Consider the following 362-nt stretch of genomic DNA (forward strand, 5'->3'; position numbering starts at 1 on the left):
GATTTAGCGGGTAACCCTGTAAACGCGCAAGATAGCGTAGAACTTGATAACACCGCAGCGATCACAACCAGCATTGATAAAACAGCCGATTCAGTTATTAACGGTAATGGCGAAAGCGAAGCCTTAGTTGTGCGCGGAACAGTCACCGATGTTGAAGACGGCCAAACCGTGACGGTTATTATCAGCGATGGCGTAAACACACCAATTGAGGTGCAAGCCTTGGTAAGTAATGGCGAGTACGTCACAGATCCCATTGATGCAAGCGCATTAAATGACGGCACACTCACCGCCACGGCTAGCGTGTCTGATGTGGCTGGCAACCCAATTTCAGCACAAGATGCAGTTGAGCACGATAACACAGC

1 protein-coding gene is annotated in these 362 nt (G+C 49.4%); it reads left to right on the forward strand.

Features of this window, described 5'->3' with window-relative positions:
- Window positions 1-362 (forward strand): hypothetical protein (locus AN389_RS20425; protein ID WP_160318642.1); only part of this gene is annotated, 362 nt, incomplete at both ends.

This window comes from Pseudoalteromonas sp. P1-7a, from assembly GCF_001401855.1.
In the GTDB taxonomy this organism is placed as follows: domain Bacteria; phylum Pseudomonadota; class Gammaproteobacteria; order Enterobacterales; family Alteromonadaceae; genus Pseudoalteromonas.